We start from the raw sequence: 22,301 nt of genomic DNA, 5'->3' as shown, positions 1-22,301 counted from the left end.
GACGGTCCCCGCTCGACTTCCGCCCGGGTTCGCGCCGTAGAAACTGGTGCGGCGCCCCGACTTGGTGGATGGTCACCCCTGCTCCGTGGACTCCTTCCTGCGATCTCCCTTTCGTTGGCTCTGGCTGCGCTGGTTCTCCATCTCACCCGCGATGTTGCTGGCGCTCTCCTTCGCGGCGCTCATCGCGGTCGGGACGGCGGGGCTGCTCTGGCTCCCGGGGCTGTACACGGGCCCACGGCTGGGGTTCCTCGACGCGCTCTTCACCATGACGAGCGCGGTGTGTGTGACGGGCCTCTCGGTGGTGAACACCGCGACGGCGCTCACCCTCTGGGGGCAGCTCTGGCTGCTCGTCTTCATCCAGTTGGGCGGCCTGGGGCTCGTCACCCTCACCACGCTCGTCATCGGCGCGCTGGGCCGCCGGCTGTCGCTCCGCAGCGAGGTCATCGTCGGCGCCCCCATTGACTACACGCATCGGGAGAACGTGCTGTCCCTGACCTTGCGTGTCGCGCGCTTCACCCTGTGGGTGGAGGCGCTGGGGGCGCTGCTGCTGTGGCTGCTGTGGCTGCCGCGCTTCGGCTGGAAGGATGCGGCCTGGCACGCCGTCTTCCACTCGGTCAGCGCCTTCTGCAACGCCGGCTTCTCGACGTTCAGTGATTCGCTGGTGGGGCTCGACGAGTCGCCCCTCTCGCTCCTGGTCCTCTCCTTCCTCATCATCCTGGGCAGCCTGGGCTACCTGTCCAGCGAGGAGGCGCTGCGCTGGTGGCGCAGCCGGGACGAGCGCTCCCGGCGGATGAGCGTGCACACCTTCGCGGCGTTGCTCGTCACCGGCGTGCTGCTGGTGGGAGGGGCCGTGCTCTTCGCGCTCTTCGAGTGGCGCGGGACGCTGGCGCACCTGGGCTACGTGGACCGGGTGGCCAACGCCTGGTTCATGTCCGCCACGGCGCGCACGGCGGGCTTCAACAGCGTGAGCTACGCCGAGGTGAGCAACGCGAGCGGCTTCTTCACCATCCTGCTCATGGTGGTGGGCGGCAGCCCTGGCTCCACGGCGGGCGGGCTGAAGACGACGACGCTGGCGGTGCTGGCGGCGCTCGCCTTCACGCGCATCCGGGGCCGCCGGCACGCCGAGCTGCACGGCCGCGCCATCCCGGAGGGCACCATCGAGCGCACCGTGTCGCTGGCCCTCATCGCCTTCGGGGTGATGACGGCCGCGGTCTTCGTGCTCAGCTTCACCGAGGGCCGCGGGGCGGAGTCCGTGCAGGCCGCGCGCGCCAGCTTCCTGCCCGTCTTCTTCGAGGTGGTCAGCGCCTTCTGCACGGTGGGGCTGACCATGGACGTGTCACCCTCGCTGACCGTGGCGGGCAAGCTGCAGGTCATCGCGCTGATGTTCGTGGGGCGGCTGGGGCCGCTGTCCTTCTTCGCGGCCCTCAGCCTCCGCGCCCGGACGCACCTGCGGCACGTGCGCCCCGCGCAAGAGGACCTCATCGTTGGTTAAGGAGCAGGGATGAAGCGCATCATCGTGGTGGGGTTGGGCAACTTCGGCTCGGTCCTCGCCGTGCGCCTGCATGAGCAGGGGCATGACGTCATCGCCATCGACCCGCGCCCCGCGGTGGTCGATGCGCTGGGCTCGCGGGTGTCCAAGGCCATGGTCGGAGACGCCACGCAGCGGCAGGTCCTGGAGGAGGTGGGGGCGCGCGGCGCGGACGCGGCCATCGTCTCCACGGGCGAGGACCTCTCGGCCAGCATCCTCGCGCTGCTCGCCCTGCGCGACACCGGCATCCAGGACATCTACGTGAAGGTCCGCTCGGATGACCACGCGCGCATCGCGAACGCGCTGGGGGCCACGGAGAGCATCTTCCCCGAGCGCGAGAGCGCCCTGGGCCTGGCCAGCCGCATCACCAGCGGCCGGCTGCTGCAGTACGTGCAGTTGGGGACGGAGTTCGGGCTGCAGGAGATGCCGGTGCCGGAGGCCTGGTACGGAAAGAGCCTGCGCGTGCTCGCCCTGCCGCAGCGCTACCGCGTGCACGTCGTCGCCGTGCATGACGTGCTCCAGGACCGCATGCTCCCCGTGCCGGATCCGGACCGGCTGCTCACCCCGTCCGATGCGCTGCTGGTCGCGGGCGAGCCCTCGGCGCTCGAGGCCGTGGCCGCGCTGCGCTGACGCCGCGGCCCGGCTCAGTGCGGTCCGTGGCCCTGGGGCCCCGCGCGCCGGGCCTCCGCCGCGACCCTGGCATCCTCGAACACCCGGGTGACGGTGGCGTCGAGCAGCGAGCGCTGGCGCTCCAGCTCCCCGCGCCGGAAGTCGGGCGCCACCCGCAGCAGGTCCTCCAGCAGGAAGCGCAGGCGGCGGGCCACCTGGATGGACTCCTCCCCGTACTCGCGAATCTCATCCAGGGAGAGCCGCACGTAGTCGTCGAAGTCGGGGCGCGGGCAGACCAGCCGCAGCGCCCCCTGGTCGTCCAGCCGATGCGTGCTCGGGAAGCGCCGGAGGACCAGCCGGCGCAGCAGGTCATGGAGCTGGTCGATGGCCTGGACGGCCGTGGACGGGTCGTTGATGCCAGGGGAGAGGGCGCGCTCGGCCACGTCGATGAGCTGGCGGAAGCCGAAGGCGGTGTCCTGCTGGAGCGTGCGCTCGCGACCGAGCCCGACCGCGCCCAGGACGGCCTTGACGTCGAGCGAGCCGGCCTCTCCCCAGACCTCGAAGAGCGCGCTCCCGTGGGGCACGAAGTCACCCACCATGGGCACGACGGCGAGCGTGACGCCCGCGCGCCGTGCGTGGGTCATCAACTGGTCCTCATCCACGGTGAGGAGCACGCCGGAGCTGCCGTCGTGGGGGATGACGAGCGAGGGCGCGCCGCGGGGGGCGCCCTCCTGACACGTCTCCGCGGCGTCGAGCCCGACACCCTCCGGATACATGCGCTCCATCGTCTCGCACGTCTCGTCGTGGATGCGAGAGAGGATGACCACGGCCCGGATGGATTGCGCCACATGGTGGATGTAGAAGATGAAGGCGCCCACGCACAGCAGCGCGAGCACCACGGCGAGCCAGACGGAGAGCGACGGGACATGGCTCTCGATGTCCAGGTTCTCCGACGTGCCCCGGACGGTGCGCAGCCCCAGCAGGGCATAGACGAAGGTGCCCGTGAAGATGCCCAGCGCCATCTGGCTCTTCCGGTCCCGGAGGAACGTGCGGAGGATGCGCGGTGAGAACTGGTTGCTGGCCTGCTGGAGCACCAGGATGGTGACGGAGAAGACGAGGCCCGCGAACGTCAGCATCGAGGACGCCACGGCGGAGAGGACGGAGCGGGCGCCCTCGGGGCCGCCTTGGAAGAGGTACCAGTCATGCTCGTGCTGCGTCAGGCGGGCGTCCAGCGCCTGGGCGAGCTGGGACAGGCCGATGGCGGCGGCCACGCAGAGCGCGGGGACCACCCAATAGCTCGTGCTGAGCCGCTCAGCGAAGCGTGTAAGACGGAGCTGCATGGTGGCCGCGTGTGTCTCCCCGCCCAACCGGTGGGCCCGGGGCCTTCGGTCAAGCCCCCGGTCGAATCTGGGCATGGCCCATCCGGGAAGAAAGGGGACGCGGGCGGCGCGCACCGTGCGTGTCACCCACCGGCTCCCGACGTGGGCCCGACTGCTCAGTGGCAGCTCGGACCTCCGTTGCCGGTGCCCACGGCGCGGTAGATGAGCACCGCCGCCGCCGCCAGGGGCACCGCCCGCTGGAGCAGCAGGGACATCCACTTCGGGCGGTGCTTCCACAGCGCGGCCTGAAGCTGGGCGCCCAGCAGGGCAGGCAGGCCGCCGAGCGCGAACGCCGCGAGCACCAGCGCGCCGCCGCTGAACGAGCCGCTCGCCAGCGCCACCGCGAACACGCCATAGAGGACGCCGCAGGGCAGCAGCGGCGTCACCGCACCCATTGCGCTCGCGCGGCCCGCCCACGAAAACTTTGCGCCCCAGCGCGTCACGTGACGCGCCAGGTTCGCCATGCCCGGCAGCGGACGCAGGCGCTTGCCCAGCTCCAGCGCGGACGCGACCAGCGCCACCGCCATCAGCCAGGGCAGGTACGGGCGCGTGGAGACCGCCAGCGCCTGGGTGACGCCTCCGCCCAGCAGGCCCAGCGCGCCGCCCACGAGGGCATAGGCGCCCAGGCGCGCGCCCTGGTAGGCGAGGACGGCCCCGCGCCGCTCCGGGCCTGGAGCGCCAGGGAGGCCCGCGCAGGCCAGCGGGCCGCACATGAGGAGGCAATGCAAGCTCCCCGTGAGGCCCACCACGAACGCGCCCAGCGCGCCGGCGACAACGTTGGGAGCGGTGCTGTGCAACACAGCGGCGAGCGCGGCCGGTTCGGGTGACATGAACGCGTGCTTCGCAACAGGCATGCCGTTCGCAAGGTGACACCGTGAATGCCTGCCTCCACGACCTCGGAGCCTGCTCCGGCCACCTGTCTCCACTGCGGCAGCCCCGTCCCTCCCGGGAGCGCGGCGCGCGACTTCTGCTGCGTGGGGTGCGAGGCCGTGCACGGGCTGCTCGTGGAGCAGGGGCTCACGCGCTACTACCAGCTCGCGCAAGGGAGGACGGCGCCCGCCCCTGAGCCGCGCAAGGAACGCGCGTTCGCGTGGCTGGAGCCGCTCATCAGCCGCGCCGAGTCCATCCCTGGCCCGCTGTGCGCGCTCGAGCTGGACGTGCAGGGCATCCACTGCGCCGCATGCGTGTGGTTGATGAACGAGCTGTTCCGCCGCCAGCCGGGCGGCGCGGGCCTGACGGTGGACCCGGCCCTGGGCAAGGTGCGGATGCAGTGGCGGCGGGGCGCCTTCGACGTGGCGGAGTTCCTGCGCGGCGTGGAGGGCTTCGGCTACCGCTTCGGTCCCAGCCGCAAGCGCCCGGAGCGCGCGAGCCTGGACCTGCCCATCCGCCTGGGCGTCTGCGCCGCGCTGTCGATGAACGTGATGCTGTTCTCGGTGAGCTTCTACGTGGGGCTCACGCCGGAGGACGGTGAGGCCTTCCGCCTCTTCACGCGGCTGAGCCTGTGGCTGTCGTCCGCCGTCGTGGGGGTGGGCGGCTGGCCCTTCTTCCGCGCGGCGCTCCAGGGACTGCGGCGCGGCGTGCTGCACCTGGACCTGCCCATCGCCCTGGGCATCCTGCTGGTGTTCGGCATGTCGCTGGCGCAGGCGCGCGGCGGGCGCGGCGACCTGGCGTACTTCGACACGCTCAACACCTTCGTCACGCTGATGCTGGTGGGGCGGTGGCTCCAGCAGCGCGTGCTGGAGCGCAACCGGCGCTTCCTGCTGGATGACGACGGCGCGGAAGGGCTCTTCGTGCGCAGGGAGGAGGGCACCCGGCTCGCCACCGTGCGCGCCGCCGAGGTGGCCGACGGCGACGTGCTGGTGATTGCGCCGGGAGACCTGGTGCCCGTGGACGCGGCGCTGCTCGATTCGGGCGCGCGGGTGTCCACGGATTGGATGACGGGCGAGCCCGGCGAGCGCGCGGTGGGGCAGGGCGAGGCGCTGCCCGCGGGCGCGTTCAACGCCGGGCGCGAGGCGGTGCGCGTCCAGGCGAAGCAGGCCTTCACGGACTCGCCGCTGGTGGCGCTGCTCCGTCGCGCTCCCGCCGATGCGGGCGGCCCCGCGCTGCACACCCGCTTCTGGGACCGCGTGTCGCGGCGCTGGGTGGCGACGGTGCTCTTCGTCTCCGCGCTGGGGCTCGCGTCGTGGTGGCCCGCCGGGCCGGACAAGGCGCTGGAGGTGGCGGTCGCGCTGCTGGTGGTGACGTGCCCGTGCGCCATCGGCATCGCCACGCCGCTGGCCTACGAGCTGGTCCAGGCGCGCCTGCGCCGTGGCGGCTTCTTCATCCGGAGCACGGACCTGCTGGACCGGCTGCCCCGCGTGCGCAAGGTGCTCTTCGACAAGACGGGGACGCTGACGCTGGGGCGCCTGGAGTTGGTGGACCGCGCCGCCGTGACGGGCTTGACGCCCGCGACGCGCGACGTCGCGTTCGACCTGGTGTCGCGCAGCAACCATCCCGCCAGCCGGTGTCTGGCCGCCGCGCTGGCCCGGGGGGGCGCGCGCTTCAACCCCGAGGCGCGGGTGGCGGAGCGGGCCGGCCAGGGGCTGGAGATGGTTCGCGAGGGTGTCCGGTGGCGGCTGGGCCGCGCGGACTGGGCCACGGAGGCGCGGGTGGCGGAGCCGCAGGTCCATGCGCCGGACCGGCCATTCGCGGCCGAGGGCCGACTCCCGAAAGCCCCGGCGCGCGTGGAGGTCCTCCTCTCCGGCGCGGGGCTCGCGGCGGGTCCGGTGCTCACGCGGGACGGCGTGCCGGTGGCCTTCTTCCAGCTCCAGGAGTCGGTGCGGCCCGACGCGCGCCGCGAGGTCCACGCGCTCCAGGGCGAAGGGCGCGAGGTGTGGCTCATCTCCGGGGACCTGCCGACGCGCGTGGAGGCCCTGGCCGCCGCGCTGGGCATCCCCGCCGGGCACGCCCTGGGCGGCCTGCGTCCCGAGGACAAGGCCGAGGCTGTCGCGAAGCTGGACGCGGCGGACACGCTGTACCTGGGCGACGGCGTCAACGACAGCCTCGCCTTCGAGCGGGCGCTCTGCGCGGGCACGCCCGCCATCGACCGGCCGGTGATGCCGGGCAAGAGCGACTTCTTCCTCCTGGGCGAGGGCCTGGGCGCCATCCGCGAGGCCCTGCGGCTGTCGGCGCGGCTGCGGCGGGTGGTGCGCCGGCTGCTGGCCCTGGCGGTGGGCTACAACGTGGTGGCCGTCTCCGTGTGCCTGTCCGGGTGGATGACGCCGCTGCGCGCCGCCGTGGCCATGCCCGCCACCAGCCTGGCCACCGTGCTCTTCACGGTGTGGTGGCTGTCCGCTTCACGCGAGCGCGCCGCAGCCGCCACGCCCACACCGCCGCTGCGGGAGGTGCCGGCATGAACGTCCTCGTCCTCCAGGTCTTCGTGAGCCTGATGCTCGTCGCCAGCTCGGTGCTGCTGTTCGTCTACAGCGTGCGCCACCGCGACCACGAGCACGCCGACCGGCTCTCCCTCTTTCCGCTTGAAGACGACAGCGCCGCCCCGGCGCCGCGCGCCCCCGAGCCTCCGCCCTCCGCTTCCCAGGAGTGAAGCCGTGCATCAGCAACGAATCATCTATGACGACACCACGGTCCGGCGCTTCATCCTCGCGTCGGTGCTGTTCGGCATCGTGGGCATGGCGGTAGGGGCGCTGGCGGCCAGTCAGCTCGCCTGGTGGCAGGCGAACCTGGGCATCCCCTATACGACGTACTCCCGCCTGCGCCCGCTGCACACGAACGCGGTCATCTTCGCCTTCGTGGGCAACATGATGTTCGCGGGCATCTACTACTCCACGCAGCGTCTGCTGAAGACGCGCATGGCGTCGGACCTGCTCTCGAAAATCCACTTCTGGGGCTGGCAGCTCATCATCGTCGCGGCGGCGATTTCACTGCCCCTGGGCATCACCACGTCCAAGGAGTACGCGGAGCTGGAGTGGCCCATTGACGTGGCCATCGCCGTCATCTGGGTCGTCTTCGCCATCAACTTCTTCTGGACGCTGGCCAGGCGCCACGAGAAGAACCTCTACGTCGCCATCTGGTTCTACATCGCCACCATCGTCACGGTGGCGGTGCTGCACATCGTCAACAGCCTGGCGCTGCCGCTGTCGGGGCTGAAGAGCTACTCCGTCTACGCGGGCGTCCAGGACGCGCTGGTGCAGTGGTGGTACGGCCACAACGCCGTCGCCTTCTTCCTCACCACGCCCATCCTGGGCATCATGTATTACTTCCTGCCCAAGGCGGCGGAGCGGCCGGTGTACTCGTACCGGCTGTCCATCATCCACTTCTGGGCCCTGGTCTTCATCTACATCTGGGCCGGTCCGCACCACCTGCTCTACACGGCGCTGCCGGACTGGGCGCAGTCGCTGGGCATGATCTTCAGCGTCATGCTGTGGGCGCCGTCGTGGGGCGGCATGCTCAACGGCCTGCTCACGCTGAAGGGCGCCTGGTACAAGCTGCGCGAGGACCCCGTCCTCAAGTTCCTCATCGCCGGCGTCACCTTCTACGGCATGGCCACCTTCGAGGGGCCGCTGCTGTCCATCAAGTCGGTGAGCGCGCTGGCGCATTACACGGACTGGATTGTCGGCCACGTCCACAGCGGCGCGCTGGGCTGGAACGGCTTCATGGCGGCCGGCATGTTCTACTGGCTGGTGCCCAGGCTGTACGGCACGAAGCTGCACTCGCCCAAGGCGGCGGACGCGCACTTCTGGCTCGGGACGGTGGGCATCCTCCTCTACATGGTGTCGATGTGGATCAGCGGCGTCACGCAGGGCCTCATGTGGCAGGCGGCGAACGCTGACGGCACGCTGCTCTACCCGAACTTCGTGGAGACGCTGCTGGCCATCCGGCCCATGTACATCGTCCGCTTCGTCGGCGGGTCCATGTACCTGGTGGGCTTCATCATGATGGCGTGGAACCTGTGGAAGACGGCCCGCGCCGGCAGGGCCGTGGACGGGGAGACCACCGTCGTCGTGGACCCTCCCGTGTCAGCCGAAGCGCTCGCGCCCGCCAAGGCCCCGACGCCCGCCTGGGTGCAGGTGATGACGGGCCGGCCGCTGGTGTTCGCCATCGCCATCCTCACCGTGACGATGTTCCTCGGGTGGGCGAAGCCGGTGCGCGCGGTGGTGCTGCTGGGCGCCATCATCGCGCTGGGCGAGTTCGCCTGGATTGTCACCCGCAGGGACCGTGAAGCCGGCCGCCCGTCGTGGTTCGGCCTCATCGAGGGCAGGCCGCTGGCCTTCACGGTGCTCACGCTCATCGCCATCCTGATTGGCGGCGTGGCGGAGCTGCTGCCCACCATCATGCTGAAGCAGGCGGTGCCGGCGCATGGCCAGGCGCAGGAGCCGTACTCGCCGCTGGAGCTCCAGGGCCGCGACCTCTACGTCCGTGAGGGCTGCTACACCTGCCACTCGCAGATGATTCGGCCCTTCGTGGCGGAGACGCAGCGCTACGGCGACGTGTCCCGCGCGGAGGAGTTCATCTACGACCACCCCTTCCAGTGGGGCAGCAAGCGCACCGGTCCGGACCTGCACCGCCTGGGCGGCAAGTACCCGAACCTCTGGCACTACACGCACATGATGGACCCTCGGGCGACGAGCCCCGGCTCCAACATGCCGCCGTACCCGTGGCTGGCCGAGCAGCGCATCGCCGTGAAGGACGCGCCGAAGAAGCTGGCGCTGATGCAGCGGCTGGGCGTGCCGTACAGCAACGCGGACGTGGACGGCGCCGAGGCGCGGCAGAAGGCGCAGGCGGAGGGCATCACCGCGGACCTGGCGGGGCAGGGCGTCCAGGTGGCGTGGGACTCGGAGATGGTGGCCATCATCGCCTACCTCCAGCGCCTGGGGCGCGGGCCTCAGGATTTGCCCGCGCCGCCGGAGAAGGCGCCCGCGCCGCGGCCGGACCGCCTGCCCGCCGCCACCATCGCCAGTGAGGAGGTCCGCTGATGTACAAGCAATTCTACCAAGGGATGTCGCTCACCGAGCTGCCCCTCTTCGCGTTGGTCCTGTTCATCGCGGTGTTCTTCGGCGTCGTCGCCTGGGTGTTCCTGGCGCGGCGCAGCGGGGACTTCGACGCGCTCGCGCGGATGCCCTTGAGCGAACGGGGGGAGGGCGGCCATGAGTAGCGACAAGCCGCTGGTGCACTCCGTCTATGACGGCATCGAGGAGCACGACAACCACCTGCCCAACTGGTGGCTGTTCATCCTCTGGACGTCCATCGTCTTCAGCGCGGGCTACTGGTTCTGGTACCACATCGCGGAGGCGGGGCCGGGGCAGCTCGGGGAGTACGCCGCCGAGTCCGCGGAGGTGGCGAAGCGCGCGTCCGGCAACAAGCCCGCGTCCGACGACATGCTGCTCGCGCTGGCCAAGGACCCGGCCTCCGTGGACAGCGGCAAGCAGGTGTTCCAGGCGAACTGCGCGGCCTGTCACGGCGCGCAGGGACAGGGGCTCATCGGCCCCAACCTGACGGACGCGTACTGGATGCACGGCGGCGGGCCCATGGCCATCCACAAGGTCGTGGCGGACGGCGTGGTGGCCAAGGGCATGCCCGCGTGGGAGCGCACCCTGGGCGCCGAGCGCGTGAAGGCCGTCACCGCCTACCTGCTCACGCTCAAGGGCACCCACGCGCCCGGCGGCAAGGAGCCGCAGGGCGAGGCCGAGCAGCCGTAGCCCACGGAGAGGACGCTCCCATGTCGGCGGCACCGCAGCGGGATGGCCCGCGCATCGACCAGCTCTCCTCCATCCGCGCGGATGGCTCGCGGCTGGCGCTCCACCCGGCGGATGTGCGCGGCCGGTTCATCACCCGGCGGCGGGTGGGCTTCGCGGTCCTCATCGCCATCTACCTGGCCCTCCCCCTGGTGGAGGTGGGGGGCCACCCGGCGGTGCACCTGGACGTGGCGGCGCGCCGCTTCTACCTCTTCGGCGGCACGTACAACGCGCAGGACTTCTGGCGCGTCCTCTTCCTGGTGACGTCAGTGGGCTTCGGTCTGCTGTTCTTCACCGCGTGGCTGGGGCGCGTGTGGTGCGGCTGGGCGTGTCCGCAGACGGTGTTCCTGGAGGCGCTCTATCGCCCCATCGAGCGCTTTTTCGATGGGCCCCGGGAGCGGCGGCTGAAGGCGGCCAGGGAGCCCTGGACGCCCGCGCGCGTGACGCGGGCGGTGCTCAAGCACGGGGCCTATGCCGCCGTGTCCATGCTCATCTCCCACGCGGCGCTGAGCCTCTTCGTCTCGGCGGGAGGGCTGGTGGCCATGGTGTCCGAGGGGCCGGTGGCCTCGCCGGTGGCCTTCACCTGGGCCATGGCCGTGACGGGCGCGCTGTATTTCAACTTCGCGTGGTTCCGGGAGCAGCTCTGCGTGGTGGTGTGCCCCTATGGCCGGCTCCAGTCCGCGATGCAGGACCGGGACTCGCTCATTGTCGGCTACGACGCGCGGCGCGGAGAGCCCCGGGGCCGCCTGGTCAAGGTGCCTGCGGGGGCCACGGCGCCGCCGCGCGGCGACTGTGTGGACTGCTTCCGGTGCGTGGCCGTGTGCCCCACGGGCATCGACATCCGCAATGGCTTGCAGATGGACTGCCTGGCGTGCGCGCAGTGCGTGGATGCATGCGACGGCGTCATGGACAAGCTGGGCAAGCCGCGCGGGCTCATCCGGTATGACTCGCTCAACGGGTTGGACGGACAGCCGCGGCGGGTGCTCCGGCCCCGGCTGTTCATCTACGGCGCGCTGCTGCTGGTGGTGGTCGTGGGCCTCACGCTGAGCCTCGCGCGCCGCGTGCCCTTCGAGGCGAACCTGCTGCGCTTCCAGGGCATGCCCTACGTCGTGGAGCAGGGCACCGTGCGCAACCAGTTCGAACTGCACCTGGTGAACAAGAACCCCTCCGACACGGTGCTCAGCATCCGCGTGGACAGTCCCGTGCCCGCGAAGGTGGTGGTGCCCCAGGCGCAGGTGACGCTCGGCTCCCTGGAGAGCTTCCGCGTGCCGCTGTTCATCACCGTGGGCCCAGGTGTGAAAACACCCTTCACGTTCATCGTCGAGGTCTCAGACGCGGCCTCCGGTGAAGTGAAGCGCATGGAGGCCCGGTTCCTGGGGCCCGCGGCCACGGGTGGGTAGGGCAATGCGCCCCCGGGCGGGGCGCGGCGGCGCAGGGGTTGCGGTGTGGGTGGGGTGGTCCGCAAGCCTTGCGCGGCCCCGCCGGCTCCCTCGACGGGATGAGCCTGGCACGAGGCTTGGAGTGGTGACGCGGTGAGATGGAGCCCCCTCGCCCGGAAGTCCCCACGCCGCCCGAAGCCCTGCTGAGCCGGTACGACGTCTCCGGCCCCCGGTACACCAGCTACCCCACCGCCCCTGAGTGGCGGAAGGACTTCGGTCCGGAGCACCTGGTGGCGCGGCTGGAGCAAGCGGGCGCCCGGGAGCGCGCCGAGCCGCTGTCGCTCTACGTGCACCTGCCCTTCTGCCGCAGCCTCTGCTGGTACTGCGGCTGCAACGTCGTCATCAGCCGGGACCGGGGCGCGGCGGACCAGTACCTCGACCACCTGGAGCTGGAGCTGGACCTGGTGGTGCAGCGGCTCGGCTCGCGGCGCGCGCTGTCCCAGATTCACTGGGGCGGCGGCACGCCCACCTTCCTGGATGAGGGGCAGCTCGAACGGCTGTGGACGGCCATCACCCGCCGCTTCCGTGTCGCGCCGGACGCGGAGGTGGCCATTGAAATCCACCCGGCGGTGACGACTCCCGGCCAGCTCACGCTGCTGCGGAGCCTGGGCTTCAACCGCGTGTCCATGGGGCTCCAGGACTTCGACGCGCGCGTGCAGGAGGTCACCAACCGCATCCAATCTCCGGAGCAGACGCGGGCGCTGCTGGAGCACGCGCGGCGCCTGGGCTTCAAGGGCGTGAACTTCGACCTCATCTACGGCCTGCCCCACCAGGACGCGAAAGGGTGGGCCCGCACGCTGGACACGGTGCTGTCCATGCGGCCGGACCGGCTGGCCGTCTACTCCTTCGCGTACATGCCCGACGTGCTGAAGCACCAGCGGCGCATGCCCGCGGATGCCATCCCCAGCGGCCGGACCAAGCTGGAGCTGTTCCGTGACGCCTACGCGGCCTTCGTCTCCGCGGGCTACCGGCCCATTGGCATGGACCACTTCGCCGTGCCCGAGGACGAGCTGGCGCGCGCGCAGGCCGAGCGCCGGCTGGGCCGCAACTTCCAGGGCTACACCGTCAAGGCGGCCTCGGACGTGGTGGCCCTTGGCAGCACCGGCATCAGCGACGTGGCCGGGGCGTACGCGCAGAACGTCCGCGCGCTGCCGCGCTACTACGAGCGCGTCTCCCAGGGCTGCCTGGCCACGGAGCGGGGCCTGACGCTGACGGCGGACGACCAGCGCCGGCGCGCGGTCATCACCCGGCTCATGTGCAACTTCTGGGTGGACCTGGGGGCGGACGGCGCCGACTACTTCGCGCCAGAGCTGCAGCGGCTGCGCGCCTTCGAGGACGACGGGCTGCTGACGCGCACCGGCTCGCAGTTGGAGCTGACGCCCATGGGGCGGCTCTTCGTCCGCAACGTGGCCATGGTGTTCGACGCATATCTCGCGGGGGCGGAGCGGCCCCGCTTTTCCCGCACGGTGTGAAGGGGTGGGTCATGGATGCATTGGACGTGTTGAACCAGGAGCACCGTCACATCCAGCGTGTGCTGGAGGTCCTGGAGCGGGCGGTGGCGAAGGGGCGCGACGGGGAGTTCGTCTCGGCCTCGTTGTTCCTCCGCGCCGCGAACTTCTTCCTCACCTTCGTGGATGGCAGCCACCACGCGAAGGAGATGGTGCTGTTCCAGACGATGGTGGCGCACCGGCTGCCGCTGGCGCCCGGGCTGCTGGCCCAGGTGTCCGGCGAGCACGGCACCGGCAGCGAGCACGCCGTCGCCATGCTCTGCGCGGCGGAGACGATGCTGCGCGGCGGGGAGACGGACCCGGCGCGCATGCTCGACGCGGCGGACGACTGGCTGCGGCTGTACCGGGGGCACACCTCGGTGGAAGAGGCCCAGGTGTTTCCCCTGGCGCGGCGGCTGTTGCCCACGGGCATCCTGGACCGGATGCGCACGCGCTTCGCCCGCATCGAGGCGTCGCATGGCTCGCTGGCGGAGGCCGCGGAGGCCATGGAGCGCGCCTTCCTGCCCGTCCCGCCCGGCCGCCCCTTCCCACGCGGGCCAGTGTGCTCGTTCTGAAACGCGACGGGCGCCGGGGGAGGAAGTCCCGCGGCGCCCGAAGTCCTGCTGTCAGCCCTCGCGGCTCAGCGCCGCGAGAGGATGTCATCCAGCTTCTTCTTGTCGCTGGAGAAGGAGAAGTAGCTGTAGAGCAGGTGGCCGTTCTGCGGGTCCAGGATGTAGGGCCGCAGCGTCCGGACCACGGTGAGCTTGTCCTGGCTGAACTGGAAGTGGCCGAGGAGCTGCCCCACCTGCGACACGAGGAAGTGGTGGTGCTGGGCCGCGGAGACGAGCACGCGCATCTTGTCCTCGGCGAACGACTGCCGGGAGATGGACTCACTGATGCGGCGCAGCTCGTGGTCCGAGATGGGGCGCACCACCGGCGGGGGCGGCGGCATCGGCATCGGCGCTGGCGGCGGGAGGACCACGGCCAGCGGCGGGGCCTGGCGCACCAGGTCCTGCACGGAGTCCAGCAGCTCCTTGGCCTTGCGGAACTTGTTGCGCTCCTGCCGGTTCATCCGCTGCTCGGCCTCGGCGAGCTGCCGCTCCAGCCGCTCCAGGCGGTCGGTCAGCTCGCTCCGGTCCACCACCACCTGGGTGCCACTGTGCTGCGGCGGGCCATGCGGGCGCGGCATCTGCTGGCCCGGCGGCGGCCCGTGCGGCCGGCGCGCATCCGCCTGGGCGGAGGCGTCAAGGGAAGGAAGGGCGAAGAGGAGGGCGAGGGAGGTGATCAGGGCCTTCATGGGGAGCTTCCTTTCATGTGCTCGTACAGTCTGACGCGCCGGGGCCGGTTGCATTCAACCGGCCGCGATGGGGCGTGCAGCCTGCCTCCGCATCACGGAAGTTCCCCCCTGGAGCGGCCCGGGCCGTCCTCGCGCTGTCGCGCGTATCTCACGACTGCGAGGGGCTTGGGTAGCCCCCTTCACGCCGCGAAAAATCAAGCGGACGCGGTGCGCTTGGACAGCACCTCGCCGTCCGGGGACATCTCGTAGATGAGCGGCACCCCGGTGGCCAGCTCCAGCCCCACCACCTGCGCGCCCGTGAGCTTGTCCAGCTTCATGACCAGGGAGCGGTTGGAGTTGCCGTGGGCCACCACGAGCACGTTCTTCCCCAGGCGCAGGTCGCCGGCGATGGCCCGGTCATAGAAGGGCAGCACCCGTCTGGCGGTCATCTCCAGGGACTCGCCGTTGGGGGGCGGCACGTCGAAGGAGCGGCGCCATTCCTTGATTTGCGCATCCCCCCAGCGCCTGGCGGCATCCGCCTTGTTCAGCCCCTGGAGGTCGCCGTAGTTGCGCTCGTTGAGGGCGGCGTCCCGGATGGTGGGGACCTGCTGCCCCAGCGAATCCAGGAGGATGGCGAGCGTCTCCTGGGCCCGGCTGAGCGCGGACGTGTAGGCGACGTCGAAGGTCATCCCCTTGAGCGCCTCCGCCGCGCGCCGGGCCTCCTGTCGCCCCTGGTCGGTGAGGGGGACGTCGACGAAGCCGGTGAAGCGGTTCTCTTGATTCCACAGCGACTGACCGTGTCGGACGAGGACGAGGGTAGGCATGCACCCCAGCTAATCCGGAAGCTCCGGCGCGGCCAGGGGGCGCCGCGGGTTCCCGGAACGGGGCGTTCCGGGCTCCACAGTCTCGCGCTCCGTTCCGGCTGCTTTCGCACGCGGTGCCCCTGGTGGGGCCAACGGGGCCTCAGCCCTTGAGCAGCTCCGTGAAGCGGCGCTGCATCTCCTCGGGGGACACGTCCTCGACGCGGGCGTTGAGGGCCCAGCGGTGGCCGAAGGGGTCTCTCAGGTGCGCCGCGCGCTCGCCGTAGAACTCGTTCTGGATGGGGCGCTCCAATGTGGCGCCGGCGTCGATGGCGCGCTGGGCGGCGGCGTCCACATCCTCCACCCGGAGGTTGAGGGAGCACGTCGTACCCCCGCGGCTCTGGGGGCCCACGATGCCGTACTCCGGGTACTCGTCCGCGAGCATCAGCGTCACGCCGCCCAGGTCCATCTCCGCGTGGCCCACGCGGCCGCTCGGCTCGACGAGCCGGTACTTCTCCGTCGCGCCGAAGGCCCGTGCGTAGAAGTCGAGCGCCGCGGGCGCGTCCTTCAGCACCAGGGCCAGGGAGAGGCGGGGGCCGTCAGCGAGCTTCGTCGTGGAGGAGGACGCGGATTTGTCGGTCATGGAGCACCTTCCTGGGTGGGTGTGGATGCCAGGAAGATGCCCGCTCCGCGCGCGGAAGGATTGGACGAATTTTACTTCGGCTCCGCCTTCACCAGCCGGGTCAGCTCCCGGTCCAGGGCGGCGGCGAACTGCTGCTTGTCCTGCGCCGAGTAGCCGTCCGGACCGCCGGTCGTCACGCCGCTCTCCCGCAGCTCCTGCATGAAGTTCCGGACGGAGAGGCGCTCGGCGACGTTCTCCTCGGTGAAGACCTCCCCGCGCGGGTCCAGGACCACGACGCCCTTGGGCACCAGCAGCGCGGCCAGCGGGATGTCCTGGGTGACGGCCAGGTCCCCCGCCTGCGCCTGCTGGGCGATGTGCTGGTCCGCGACGTCCAGGCCCGCGCCCACCTGCACGCTGGAGACATAGGCCAGCCGGGGCAGGGAGAGCGCGCGGTTGGCCACGAACACGGAGTGGACCTTCACGCGCTGGCCAGCACGCAGGATGATGTCCCGGACGGGGCCCGGGCAGGCATCGGCATCGACCCAGATTTTCATGTGGGGGCGACTATCTCAGGAAACGCGCGCGGACTCACCCTCGGTGGGCCTGGCGGGTTCCTGCTCACGCATGGCCAGGGGGGCTACCGGGCGGCGGGGGATGCCTTGCACGCGGGCGGGGCTGAACCGTGAATGACAATCCTTGTCAATCGCCAGGATGCGCCGCGTCATGCCGGGATGGGGACGCACTTTGCGGAAGGGCACGCTGGCTCCTCTATGATGGTGTTCATGCCTCTATTTCGTTCGCGTGTCGTCGTTCCAATCATTGCCAGCGCCCTGCTCACCACGGCTTGCGGTACCGATGCCACGGGGGAATGCACGGGCACCCACCTGGGGGCCAAGGTCAAATGGCCCATCGACGGGGAGCGGTCCCAGTGGATCCGCTATGGGTCCGGCGCCAATGGGGTGACGGGCACCTGGATTGACCTGAGCTATACCCCCAAGGGGGACGCGGGCCTGACGGAGTTCGGCGTGAACATCCGGCTGGTGAACGGGGCCGCCGTCAATGCCGGGCCGGAGACGGTGGCGTTGGCCAACGAGGACGCGCGGCGGCTGGTGCCGGAGACGGATTCGCTGGTGGTGGACTGGCTCGCCCACTCGATGGGGCGCTCGAGCTCGGGCTCGACGACGGGCTTCCCCGAAACGTCGGGTGTGCCGCGGGAGGGCTCGGTGACCCTGGAGGCCGTGACGGAAGACCTCGCCGCGGGTCGGTATGTCTATCGTTACGAGGATGGCAGCGAGCTGACGTGCACCTTCAACGTGCCTTCACCGGACCGGGCCGCGGGCTGGTTGGGCGGGGACGTCGATGACGACGATGATGATGACGACTGAATCCGGCGTCGTGTCAGGCCAACAACCCATTCAAAAATCGCATGCGCTCGTTCGCTGCGGCATGTTGTAGAACGGGCGCATGAACACGGGTGGCTGCTATTGCGGAGCGGTTCGGTACGAGGTGAGTGCGCCGCTGACGGCGGTGACGTATTGCCATTGCTCGAAGTGCCGCAAATGGCACGGGCACGTCGGGGCCTACGCGGCCGTGGACCGGGAGGGCTTCCGGCTCACGGAGGAGCGCGGGCTCAAATGGCACACCGTCTCGCCCACGGTGCGGCGCGGCTTCTGCCTCGAATGTGGTTCCAGCGTGCTGTTCGATGAGGCCCCTTCCCCGAAGATGTCGATTTGCGCCGGGACGATGGAGTCTCCGACGGGCATCCGCGAGAAGGCGCACATCTACCTGGGCAGCAAGGGGGACTACTACGACGTCGCGCCAGGGCTCGTGGAGTACGACACCTTCCCTGGGAAGTGAGCGCCGGCGCGCTACCGCGTCCAGGGTGGCTGCTTGAAGGTGTCCGTCAGCACCTGGAGCATGGCGCGCACCGCGGGCGAGACGTGGCGCGCGCTCGGGTGGACGGCGAAGAGGGGGAGGGGCGGCGGCGCGAACCGTTGGAGCACCTCGACGAGCCGGCCCTCGGCGACGGCGGCGGTGGCATGAATCCCCGACAGGCGGACCAGCCCCTGGCCCGCCTCAGCGAGTGCCACCAGTACCCGGAAGCTGTTGACGGACAGGGCGGGGTCGATGCTCACGGACGTCGTCCGGGTGTCGCCGCGGAAGTTCCAGGTGGTGGGCGTGAGGGCGCCCGTCATCGCCAGACAGCGGTGCTTCACCAGGTCGCGTGGCTTGTGGGGGACACCCCTCCGCTGGAGATAGGCTGGGCTCGCGAACACGCCCAGCCGGTGCGGCTCGCCGAGCTTGCGCGCGATGAGGCGTGAGTCATCCATGGGGCCGATGCGCACAGCCACGTCATAGCCCTCCTCCACCAGGTTCACCCGCCGGTCCGTGCAGTCGGCCTCGACGCGCACGTCGGGGTAGCGGGACGCGTAGGTGGCGAGCACCTCCCCGAGCACGCTCTGCCCGAGCTCGAAGGGCGTCGTCATCCGCAGCCGTCCGCTCGGGTGGGATTGGAGCTTGCCGACCAGGGCCTCGGCGTCCCGCAGCGTGGTGATGGCGGGGGCCACCTCGTGCAGGTAGCTGGCGCCGATGTCCGTGAGCGCCACGCTGCGCGTGGTGCGTGAGAAGAGCCGGACGCCCAGGTGCGTCTCCAGCGCCGCCACACGCTGGCTCAGCGTGGACTTCGGCACCCCCAGGGCGAGCGCCGCGGCGCGGAAGCTCTTCCGGTCGGCCACCTCGACGAAGGCGATGACGGCGTTGGGGTCCGCCTGACGGATTGTCCGCATGGCCGGACAGTACTTCCAGAAACATGAGATTGGCCAACGCGCCTGGCGGGCGCACATTGGGGGTGTCCCCATTGCCTGGAGCAACCCATGGCCCTCTTCTCTTCCTACCGTCTCGGAAACCTCGCGCTGTCGAACCGCGTCGTGATGGCGCCCATGACGCGGAGCCGCGCGGTGGGCGGTGTGCCCAACGACCTGATGCGGGAGTACTACACGCAGCGCGCGACCGCGGGGCTCATCATCACCGAGGGCATCGCGCCCTCGCCCAATGCGCTGGGCTACGCGCGCATCCCGGGGCTCTTCTCGGCGGAGCAGGTCGAAGGCTGGCGCGGCATCACCCGGAGCGTCCACGCCGCGGGGGGCCGCATGGTCGCCCAGTTCATGCACGTGGGCCGCATCGCGCATCCCCTCAACCTGCCGGAGGGGGCCCGCATCCTCGCGCCCAGCGCCGTTCGTCCCGAGGGGCAGATGTACACGGACGCGGGAGGGATGCAGCCGTACCCGGTACCGGAGGCCATGGATGACGCGGACCTGCGCGCCACGCGCGAGGAGTTCGTCCAGGCCGCGCGCAACGCCATGGAGGCGGGCTTCGACGCCATCGAGCTGCACGGCGCGAATGGCTACCTCCTGGAGCAGTTCCTTCATCCGCACACCAACCGGCGCACGGACGCCTATGGCGGCAGCGTGGAGAACCGGGCGCGGTTCGTCGCGGAGGTGGCGCGAGCCAGCGCGGACGCCATCGGCGCCGAGCGCGTGGGCATCCGGCTGTCGCCCTTCAACACCTTCAACGACCTCCCGGTGCATGACGCGGTGGAGGCGCAGTACAGGGCGCTGGCGCAATCCCTGAAGGGCTTGCTCTACGTGCACCTGGTGCTCAATCCCCACGAGGGCTTCGCGGCGACGGCGCGGGCCATCCGGGAGGGCTTCGGCGGGCCCCTCATCCTCAATGGCGGCTTCACCCACGAGAGCGCGCAGGCGGCGGTCGACGCCGGGCAGGCGGACCTGGTGTCCTTCGGCCGGCCCTTCATCTCCAACCCGGACCTGGTGGCGCGGATGCAGACGGGCGCCGACCTCGCGGCGCCTCAGTTCCAGAGCTTCTACACGCCGGGCCCACAGGGGTACGTGGACTACCCGGCGCTTTGAGGCTCAGGGGGCCTTGGCCGCCGCGTCGATGGCGTCCAGGGCCTCCACCCGCAGGCGCTCCTCCGGAGTGAAGGAGTCAAACAGCAGCCGCTGCGCGGCGGCCTGACGCGCGGCGGGGTTCGGCTCGGATTGGGCCAGGGCGTCGCGGCGCGCGCGGAACTCCGCGAGCCGTTGTTTGAAGGCCTCCTCCTCGCGGTCCATGGCCTCCAGCCGCTCGGTGGCCTCCGGGCCCACGGTGGCCAGCCGGTGCTGGCGCAGGTCCTCGGCCGTCGCGCCGGACTCCACCAACTCCCGCTCCACCGTCTGCTGCCGCAGGGGCCGCAGCGCCTCGTCACGGCCGGCGCGGTAGTCGGCGGGGAGCTGCTCGTCCAGCGCGGCGATGCGGCGCTCGCGCTCCTCGGGCGTCAGCGTGGTGTCCTGCTGGAGCTTCATCCGCTCCACCGACACCGCGTCCACGCGCTCCTCGTCGCCGAAGAGTCCGTCCGCCCAGGGGCCCAGGTGCTCCCGGCGCAGCTCGCGCAGGGACTCCAGCCGGGCGCCCAGGTCCAGCTCCGCGCCCCGTTGATTCGCCGCGAAGGTGCGCGCCGCGTCGCGGTACGCCAGGTAGTCATCCAGCAGGCGCACGGCCTCTTCCATGGCGGCGGCCGGCAGGTTCTTCGCCCGCAGCGAGGCGAGGATTCGCTCGCGGATGACGGACAGAGGTTCCTCGCCCATCGCGGACAGGTAGTAGTCGAACAGCCGCCGCAGGTCGGGCGTCACCACCAGATGGCCCGAGCCATCCACCTGCACCGAGCCATCCTCCTCCGTGTCCTGGAGCGAGCCCGGCATCGGGGGCAGGGCGGTGGGCGTGGCTTCGGTCGCGGACGCGGCGGGCACGGCGGCCCGCCTTGGCGCTGGCGCACCCACGCGCGGCGCGGGGCCCCCTGGTGTCGGGACAGCGGTGACAGCGGGCCCGGGCGGCGTGGAGGTCGCCCGGGCCTTCCACCATGAGAACACGCCCGCACCCAGCAGGGCGCACAGCGCGGCTACGGGAATGACGACGCGGCTCTTCATGGCGGTCCTTCGCTCACGGCCGTTCTAGAGGCCGAGCCCCTTCAGGCGGTTGGCGTGGTTGCGGAACACCGTCTTGGGGTTGGTGAAGAAGGCGGTGAGGCCCAGCACCTGGTTCACCTCGTCCAGGTGGTTCATGTCGTAGTTGTCACGCAGCACCGTGCCGAAGTGCGAGCTGCAGCGGCCGACGAGGCCGTCGTTCGCCTCGCTGTAGAAGAAGGAGGACAGCTTCATCGGGTAGTCGGACACGTCGAACAGGTTGGTGAAGGGGTCGGTGCCGGACCAGGAGTAGTAGCGCTGGCCCTGCGTGCCCGTCGCGGCGCCCTGGCCACAGCTGCTGGACGGGATGCCCGAGGGGAAGCGCTGGTTGAAGGCCGCCGTGCCGGACCTGCTCAGCGCCGCCAACGCGCCAATGGCGTCCTGCGGATTCGTCTTCCCGGACAGCAGCCCCAGGACGGTGCCCAGGTTGTTGGCGAAGTAGGCCAGCACGCTCTCCGTGAACGAGCCGCCGCGGAGGTTGCCGCGCAGGTAGTCCGCCAGGTCCGCGCCCTTGTGCGGCGAGCCCACCGTCGTCACGGACGCCACCAGGTCCGGCCGCACCGCGGCCACGTAGCGCACGTCCAGGCCGCCGTGGCTGTGGCCGATGAGGTTCACCTTGCCCTTGCCCGAGCGCGCGACGATGTCCTTCACCTGCGCCAGCAGCGCCTCGCCCCGCTGCTCCGTGGTGTTGAACTGCGGAACGCTCGTCACGTACACCGTCGCGCCGCCCGCGCGCAGGTCGGAGCCGATGCCGTAGAAGTAGTCGTAGACGCCAAACAGCGAGTCGAAGCCCGCCATGCCGTGCGCCAGCACGATGGGATAACGGGTCTTCGTTTGGGTATTCGCGAGCGCGGGTTGCGCCCACAAGCCGAGTGCCGCGACAGCCAGAACCAGTGTCCGGACAGCGTTTCGCATGAGGAGGGCTCCTGTTCGGGGGACGGGTCCCTCTGCCGATTGACCCGCGAATCAGCGCGTAGGCCAATCACAGACGAAGATCAAGGCACCTCCTGCATTATCCTCAAAGCGAGCGAATCCTGTTGTCATGCGCTCTTGCTGTATTGCGTCAAAAGCTCGCGACGCAGTGCATTGATTTGTGTCGTGGTCCTCTGTGTCGCGGCGCGTTGACTGCGCTGCGGGGTGAAGTCGCGGGTCACCGTGTCACGGGTGACTCATTGGCCTTGGAATCCGTGCTCAACGGAAAGACACGCTCATGCATCAACGCGCGTGAGGACGCTGGCGCCGGAAGGTTTCATCACCGGCTGACTGGTGCACGAGAGGGTGGTGCTGCCGCGGTGAGGGCGGGGCAGGGGAGCTGTCGAGGCCCCTGGTGCCCGGCGTCCACGCGGGCCGCCACGCTTGCGGATGTCGGGCGCCGCTCCCAGTCTGAGGGGGACTCGGGACACCTGGAGGGGGCC

The 22,301-nt window shown here is 70.7% G+C and carries 22 protein-coding genes; 13 read left to right on the top strand and 9 right to left on the bottom strand.

Annotation, left to right across the window (positions count from 1 at the left end; genetic code table 11):
- Window positions 1-85: 85 nt before the first annotated feature.
- Together MYMAC_RS26930 and MYMAC_RS26925 are read left to right on the top strand one after the other, a co-directional pair.
- Window positions 86-1,492: a TrkH family potassium uptake protein gene (locus MYMAC_RS26930; RefSeq protein ID WP_239989042.1), complete on the top strand. Its 1,407-nt coding sequence runs from the start codon at window positions 86-88 to the stop codon at window positions 1,490-1,492.
- 9 nt (window positions 1,493-1,501) lie between these two features.
- On the top strand, window positions 1,502-2,158 hold the full coding sequence (locus tag MYMAC_RS26925; protein ID WP_013941994.1) for a potassium channel family protein: 657 nt from the start codon (window positions 1,502-1,504) through the stop codon (window positions 2,156-2,158).
- Between the two features lie 14 nt (window positions 2,159-2,172).
- Here MYMAC_RS26925 and MYMAC_RS26920 read toward each other — a convergent pair whose 3' ends face one another.
- Together MYMAC_RS26920 and MYMAC_RS26915 are read right to left on the bottom strand one after the other, a co-directional pair.
- On the bottom strand, window positions 2,173-3,477 hold the full coding sequence (locus MYMAC_RS26920; RefSeq protein WP_095960156.1) for a DUF2254 domain-containing protein: 1,305 nt from the start codon (window positions 3,475-3,477) through the stop codon (window positions 2,173-2,175).
- Between the two features lie 155 nt (window positions 3,478-3,632).
- A complete protein-coding gene (locus tag MYMAC_RS26915) occupies window positions 3,633-4,346 on the bottom strand; it encodes a sulfite exporter TauE/SafE family protein (protein ID WP_095961701.1) in 714 nt (237 codons plus the stop codon).
- 48 nt (window positions 4,347-4,394) lie between these two features.
- Here MYMAC_RS26915 and MYMAC_RS26910 point away from each other — a divergent pair, with 48 nt between their 5' ends.
- The 8 genes from MYMAC_RS26910 to MYMAC_RS26875 all read left to right on the top strand — a co-directional run bounded on the left by MYMAC_RS26910 (window position 4,395) and on the right by MYMAC_RS26875 (window position 13,748).
- Complete coding sequence (locus MYMAC_RS26910) at window positions 4,395-6,911, top strand: heavy metal translocating P-type ATPase (protein ID WP_095960155.1); 2,517 nt, start codon at window positions 4,395-4,397, stop codon at window positions 6,909-6,911.
- Window positions 6,908-7,099: a hypothetical protein gene (locus MYMAC_RS26905; protein WP_011555496.1), complete on the top strand. Its 192-nt coding sequence runs from the start codon at window positions 6,908-6,910 to the stop codon at window positions 7,097-7,099. Before MYMAC_RS26910 ends, MYMAC_RS26905 begins: the two co-directional genes overlap by 4 nt.
- Before the next feature lie 4 nt (window positions 7,100-7,103).
- A complete protein-coding gene (gene ccoN / locus MYMAC_RS26900; protein ID WP_095960154.1) occupies window positions 7,104-9,488 on the top strand; it encodes a cytochrome-c oxidase, cbb3-type subunit I in 2,385 nt (794 codons plus the stop codon).
- Window positions 9,488-9,667 carry a cbb3-type cytochrome oxidase subunit 3 gene (locus tag MYMAC_RS26895; protein WP_095960153.1) on the top strand — a complete coding sequence of 60 codons (180 nt, stop codon included), beginning with the start codon at window positions 9,488-9,490 and terminating at the stop codon, window positions 9,665-9,667. The genes ccoN and MYMAC_RS26895 overlap by 1 nt, the downstream gene beginning before the upstream one ends.
- Window positions 9,660-10,211: a c-type cytochrome gene (locus tag MYMAC_RS26890; protein ID WP_095960152.1), complete on the top strand. Its 552-nt coding sequence runs from the start codon at window positions 9,660-9,662 to the stop codon at window positions 10,209-10,211. Before MYMAC_RS26895 ends, MYMAC_RS26890 begins: the two co-directional genes overlap by 8 nt.
- A gap of 20 nt (window positions 10,212-10,231) precedes the next feature.
- Window positions 10,232-11,647: a cytochrome c oxidase accessory protein CcoG gene (gene ccoG, locus MYMAC_RS26885; RefSeq protein WP_095960151.1), complete on the top strand. Its 1,416-nt coding sequence runs from the start codon at window positions 10,232-10,234 to the stop codon at window positions 11,645-11,647.
- Between the two features lie 137 nt (window positions 11,648-11,784).
- Complete coding sequence (gene hemN, locus MYMAC_RS26880; protein ID WP_095960150.1) at window positions 11,785-13,158, top strand: oxygen-independent coproporphyrinogen III oxidase; 1,374 nt, start codon at window positions 11,785-11,787, stop codon at window positions 13,156-13,158.
- 11 nt (window positions 13,159-13,169) lie between these two features.
- A complete protein-coding gene (locus tag MYMAC_RS26875) occupies window positions 13,170-13,748 on the top strand; it encodes a hemerythrin domain-containing protein (protein ID WP_013941984.1) in 579 nt (192 codons plus the stop codon).
- A 65-nt stretch (window positions 13,749-13,813) separates the two neighbouring features.
- Here the strand turns inward: MYMAC_RS26875 and MYMAC_RS26870 are convergent, their stop codons facing one another.
- The 4 genes from MYMAC_RS26870 to MYMAC_RS26855 form a co-directional block, all read right to left on the bottom strand.
- Entirely contained in the window at window positions 13,814-14,470 is a 657-nt protein-coding gene (locus tag MYMAC_RS26870) for a proline and serine-rich protein 1 family protein (protein WP_239989041.1), read from the bottom strand.
- A gap of 194 nt (window positions 14,471-14,664) precedes the next feature.
- Window positions 14,665-15,273: a 2,3-bisphosphoglycerate-dependent phosphoglycerate mutase gene (locus MYMAC_RS26865; RefSeq protein ID WP_013941982.1), complete on the bottom strand. Its 609-nt coding sequence runs from the start codon at window positions 15,271-15,273 to the stop codon at window positions 14,665-14,667.
- Between the two features lie 139 nt (window positions 15,274-15,412).
- Window positions 15,413-15,892, bottom strand: coding sequence for a VOC family protein (locus MYMAC_RS26860; RefSeq protein WP_013941981.1), 480 nt, complete (start codon window positions 15,890-15,892; stop codon window positions 15,413-15,415).
- Between the two features lie 71 nt (window positions 15,893-15,963).
- Window positions 15,964-16,425, bottom strand: coding sequence for a YaiI/YqxD family protein (locus MYMAC_RS26855; RefSeq protein ID WP_013941980.1), 462 nt, complete (start codon window positions 16,423-16,425; stop codon window positions 15,964-15,966).
- A gap of 228 nt (window positions 16,426-16,653) precedes the next feature.
- On the opposite strand from MYMAC_RS26855, the gene MYMAC_RS26850 reads away from it, so the two are divergent.
- Window positions 16,654-17,256, top strand: coding sequence for a hypothetical protein (locus MYMAC_RS26850; protein ID WP_095961700.1), 603 nt, complete (start codon window positions 16,654-16,656; stop codon window positions 17,254-17,256).
- Window positions 17,257-17,335: 79 nt separating this feature from the next.
- Window positions 17,336-17,728 carry a GFA family protein gene (locus tag MYMAC_RS26845; RefSeq protein WP_013941978.1) on the top strand — a complete coding sequence of 131 codons (393 nt, stop codon included), beginning with the start codon at window positions 17,336-17,338 and terminating at the stop codon, window positions 17,726-17,728.
- A gap of 11 nt (window positions 17,729-17,739) precedes the next feature.
- Here the strand turns inward: MYMAC_RS26845 and MYMAC_RS26840 are convergent, their stop codons facing one another.
- Window positions 17,740-18,657, bottom strand: coding sequence for a LysR family transcriptional regulator (locus MYMAC_RS26840; RefSeq protein ID WP_095960148.1), 918 nt, complete (start codon window positions 18,655-18,657; stop codon window positions 17,740-17,742).
- 87 nt (window positions 18,658-18,744) lie between these two features.
- On the opposite strand from MYMAC_RS26840, the gene MYMAC_RS26835 reads away from it, so the two are divergent.
- Entirely contained in the window at window positions 18,745-19,797 is a 1,053-nt protein-coding gene (locus MYMAC_RS26835) for an alkene reductase (protein ID WP_095960147.1), read from the top strand.
- A 3-nt stretch (window positions 19,798-19,800) separates the two neighbouring features.
- Here the strand turns inward: MYMAC_RS26835 and MYMAC_RS26830 are convergent, their stop codons facing one another.
- Window positions 19,801-20,673, bottom strand: a complete 873-nt coding sequence (locus tag MYMAC_RS26830) for a lipase secretion chaperone (protein ID WP_239989039.1) — start codon at window positions 20,671-20,673, stop codon at window positions 19,801-19,803.
- 201 nt (window positions 20,674-20,874) lie between these two features.
- Window positions 20,875-21,684, bottom strand: coding sequence for a lipase family alpha/beta hydrolase (locus tag MYMAC_RS26825; RefSeq protein WP_275663030.1), 810 nt, complete (start codon window positions 21,682-21,684; stop codon window positions 20,875-20,877).
- Window positions 21,685-22,301 lie beyond the last annotated feature (617 nt).

Origin of the sequence: Corallococcus macrosporus DSM 14697, from assembly GCF_002305895.1 — a bacterium.
GTDB lineage: Bacteria > Myxococcota > Myxococcia > Myxococcales > Myxococcaceae > Myxococcus > Myxococcus macrosporus.
Note: the sequence above shows the minus strand (reverse complement) of the source record. Positions and strands in the feature narration are given on the sequence as shown.